General features: G+C 32.6%; 4 protein-coding genes. 2 read left to right on the top strand and 2 right to left on the bottom strand.

Annotated features, from left to right (window positions below; genetic code table 11):
* The coding region (locus RR554_RS11855) for a prenyltransferase (RefSeq protein WP_332463106.1) at positions 1-851 on the bottom strand (851 nt) is incomplete at its 3' end.
* 134 nt (positions 852-985) lie between these two features.
* On the opposite strand from RR554_RS11855, the gene RR554_RS11860 reads away from it, so the two are divergent.
* Positions 986-1,966 carry a polyprenyl synthetase family protein gene (locus tag RR554_RS11860; RefSeq protein ID WP_332468112.1) on the top strand — a complete coding sequence of 327 codons (981 nt, stop codon included), beginning with the start codon at positions 986-988 and terminating at the stop codon, positions 1,964-1,966.
* 37 nt (positions 1,967-2,003) lie between these two features.
* Here RR554_RS11860 and RR554_RS11865 read toward each other — a convergent pair whose 3' ends face one another.
* Entirely contained in the window at positions 2,004-2,966 is a 963-nt protein-coding gene (locus RR554_RS11865; RefSeq protein WP_332468113.1) for a TDT family transporter, read from the bottom strand.
* A gap of 138 nt (positions 2,967-3,104) precedes the next feature.
* On the opposite strand from RR554_RS11865, the gene RR554_RS11870 reads away from it, so the two are divergent.
* On the top strand, positions 3,105-3,944 hold the full coding sequence (locus RR554_RS11870; RefSeq protein ID WP_332468114.1) for a LysR family transcriptional regulator: 840 nt from the start codon (positions 3,105-3,107) through the stop codon (positions 3,942-3,944).
* Positions 3,945-4,088: the final 144 nt, after the last annotated feature.

Raw genomic sequence — 4,088 nt, forward strand, 5'->3', positions numbered from 1 at the left:
GCTAAATTTTTAATAGCCAGTGGAAAGGTTTCAGTTTTAATTTGTTTTTGACTATATAACTGTGTGTTCTTCCATATTTTTGGGAAAATACCCCAAATTAATAGCACCGTTAGTGGAACAATCTTCCATATGACACCTAAAGTAGCAGCGACAAACGTTGCGATAACTAAAAATCGAAACAGAGACACGGCTCTTTTTTTACCAATATAAGAAACCAACGTATGACGATTATTTAGAATATCTTCTTCCATATCACACGTATTATTAGCTAGCATTAAGTTAGCAATTGAAAAAGCTGCTGGAAGTGACATTAGCCCAACTCTTGAAACAAGTTGTAAATCAAAAGGGACAATATCGTAAATATTTAAATACACACAAATTAATGGAATAACAATTCCCATCGTCACACCTGAGGTAATTTCACCAACTGGTAAGCTTGATAATGGTTTTGGTCCTGCTGAGTAAAAAATCCCCATCGCATAGCTAAACATTCCTAACCAAAGGATAATCCAACTTGTTTGAGACGCCAGATAGACACCCATTAAGGCAGACGTAATGATAAAGCCCCACATCATATTTCGAACAAGGGTTAGAGACAATTGCTCACGGCCAATTATATTTGTTTCGTGTTTATAATCATGAACGTCAGTTGCGTTATGATAGTCCATGTAATTATCCATAATATCAACAGCCATATTAAATAAAACCATGGAGATAAAAAAGATAAGCATATTTCCCCAATAAATTTGATTATAGTGATACCATGAATAAAGAAATCCCATTAAAAATGGGAAGATACTGGCTGTTTTAGCTTTTAGTTCAACTAATTCAGCAAAAATTTTAAACGTCACGTCTTAAACTTCCCTTCACATTTGATTCAGTGTTTATTATACTGTTATAGTAGAAATTTTCAATGATTTAAAATTGACAGACGTATTTTTATAGGCTAAATTGAAGCTATGATTATTTTAGTAGGAGGCCAATAATGGCAGTACATCCACTTTGGGAAAAATACCCGAATATCCAACAAGATTTGATAGAAACCAAAAAAGTCATGGAGAAATCTGTGAAAATAAGAAATAAAGAAATTACACAGGCATTGCAATTATTTTTTGAAGCAGGAGGCAAATTATTACGTCCCGCTTATTTTTTGCTGTTTTCAAAATTTGGGCAAAACGTTTCAGATAAAAAGGCCCACCGGATGGCTGCATCTCTTGAAATTTTACATGTGGCTACATTAATTCATGATGATATTATTGATGATTCACCAATGAGACGTTCGCTACCATCTATTCAAGCTCAATACGGTCAAGACATTGCCGTTTATACTGGGGATTTTCTCTTTACCGTGTATTTTCATTTGTTATCGACATCAACAAAGAGTTTTAGAACAATTGAGATGAATGCGCACAGTATGAAACGTATTTTAGTGGGCGAACTAGATCAAATGAATTTGCGTTACAACACAGAAATTACAGTCAAACAGTATTTCCAACATATTAAAGGGAAAACAGCCCAATTATTTGAATTTGCGTGTTACGAGGGGGCTCATTTTGCTGATTGTTCTAAACGAATCCAGTTAACAGCTAAACGAATTGGCTACAATATTGGGATGGCGTTTCAAATTATGGATGATGTCTTGGATTATAAATCCACAGAATCTGATATGCAAAAACCAGTGTTTGAAGACATGAAAAATGGTTATTATACGCTACCTTTAATACTAGCTATGGAAAAAAATCACGATGCTTTTGTGCCTTATTTAGAAAAGAAAACAAATTTAACTGATGATGAGTTAAAAGAAGTTCAAGCGTTAATTGCTGAAAACGATGGTATTGAACGTGCAGAAGCTATTGCAGAACGTTTTACAGAACGAGCGATAGCCGGTATTTTAAAATTACCAGCATGTCAGGAAAGAGATATACTACTTGATGTGACGGCAACGTTATTACAAAGAAAAAATTAAAAAAACAATTCCAACGACGGAATTGTTTTTTCTTTTTTTAAATAACGTGATGCTTAACCTTTATCATATTATCTACAAGATATCTTAAGTAAATAACGAAGACGTAACTTACTATACAAAGGGCAATGATAATTTCAAGATGTTTGAAGAAATCAAAAACATAAAGGGCATGCCCATGAGTAAAGAATTGTTCCGTTTGATTAATAGCTGTTGCAGAAATAACTAATGGAAACGTGAATGCGGCATAACTAGGATAAAAGGGAAGTTTTAGTAGTTTTAACATGATACATAACGTTAAGATATAAAGTGATTGAGACAGAACAAACAGGGCGAGAATTAAAAATTTCGATTTGTCTTCAACGACAGATAGATATCCGGCTAAACAGAGTGAACCAGGAGCTGTAATGATAGTAATTAGAGGCAATGTGGCTTCTTTCATTTTTTTAAGAACAAACACTCGTTTTAAAATAAGAGGTAGTAGAATGAGGTAAAAGAACAGTGCTACCCAAATGACAATTTGGCCAAGCTCAATATTAAAGGCAGCTGAAGTGTTTGGGATAACTCCGATTCCGACAAAGGTGATAAACCAACTTGGATAAACATGTTCTAATTCAATTTTAGTTGGAAAAATATGAAGAGTGACGAAATAAATCATCAGAATAAAATGAAGAAAAACACTGATTAGCCAAAGAAGATGAATAATAGGGGCACCTGGAAATAGTCGATTTAAAAAGACGCAAATGACCATCCAAGACATGGTAAACGTGGGAGAAACAGAAGCAACAATAGGATCATTGAGTGATTTTATGGTGTGTTTCATCGTAAAAATAATTTTTAGTAAGATTATCACCATCAGCCCGCAAGCTAACACGCTATAAACAGTAGATAGAGTAGGATAACCGAGAGAAAAGAGCAGATTACCAAGAGAAGCTAATCCTAGTATTAACCCACACATTGGAACAGGAACTTTCTTTAAAAAATTAATAAGTAGTTCTGACATAATTTTAACCTTCTAACTTGAGTTGTTTTATTATTTAAATAATAGATATCTATTATAATAAATCGGAATTTGCTATTTGTAAAATTGATTTTTATAATTAGTGTTATTAACAAACTTAATAGAAAGAAGGCTTTTTTTATGTTTGAATGGCTAAAAACATTTATTGTTGTTTATGAGACTAGAAATTTTAGTGAGGCGGCAAAACGTTTATTTATGTCACAACCAACTGTGTCTCTACAGATTCAAAAGTTAGAAAATTTTTTAGGGGTAAAATTATTTGAAAGAAGCGGTAAGCAGATGATTATTGCTACAAAAGAATCGGACTTTTTGTATCCCAAAGTTTTAAATGTGATAGATGACTTAACAGATTCGTTTATTCAAGTGTCCAATAAAGATAATTTTAAAATGGATTGCGTGATAGCTTGCTCTAACACAACGGCAATTTATCTAGTTCCTGAAATAATGCCAAAACTGATTGAAACATTTCCTTTAGTGAATTTTTCAATTCAAATGATGAATTCAAAAGAAGTGATAGAAGCCATTCAAAATAATTATGCTCAAATTGGCTTTTTAGAACGAACAATGGAAGCTAAAAATATCAAACGAACAAAAATTTACGAAGACGAGCTGGTGTTTGCGGGCTCTCCAAGTGCCAAATTTTGGATTTTGAGAGAAAAAGATTCAGGCATTCGTTTTATTAATGAAATGTTTTTACATGAAGAAGGCCTCGATCCGCTTATTATGCATGTGAATAATAATGAGTTATTACTTGAGCTGCTTAAGAAAAAAGTTGGAAAAGCTATTATTTCCAAATTGATGGTGTCTGATGATATTGAATGGCAAGAAATGGAAAATGAAACGAGCAAACGAGATATTTTTTCAATTAAAAATATTAATAATACTAAAAAAGAGATGCTTGAGATTTATCAGTTTATCACTATTTTTTTTGAGGAGTTTCAAGAAAAAAGATTCAAGTAGTTAATTCTCTTTAAAAGAAAGGTCATTGTTCACTCTATTTTAAAAAATTCCTTCCTATTTTTAACTGGTTACCTGATAATTAAAGTAATAAGAAAGCTAGGAGGGGTGGTTATGAAAGAGTCGATTTTGAGTATTAAGCTGAAA

Origin of the sequence: Vagococcus sp. (genome assembly GCF_036639995.1) — a bacterium.
Lineage (GTDB): Bacteria > Bacillota > Bacilli > Lactobacillales > Vagococcaceae > Vagococcus.

Excerpts from the sequence above, each read along its gene's own strand:
- RR554_RS11865 (WP_332468113.1), bottom strand. The coding sequence starts at position 2,966 with ATGTCAGAACTACTTATTAATTTTTTAAAGAAAGTTCCTGTTCCAATG.
- RR554_RS11860 (WP_332468112.1), top strand. The coding sequence starts at position 986 with ATGGCAGTACATCCACTTTGGGAAAAATACCCGAATATCCAACAAGAT.
- RR554_RS11870 (WP_332468114.1), top strand. The coding sequence starts at position 3,105 with ATGTTTGAATGGCTAAAAACATTTATTGTTGTTTATGAGACTAGAAAT.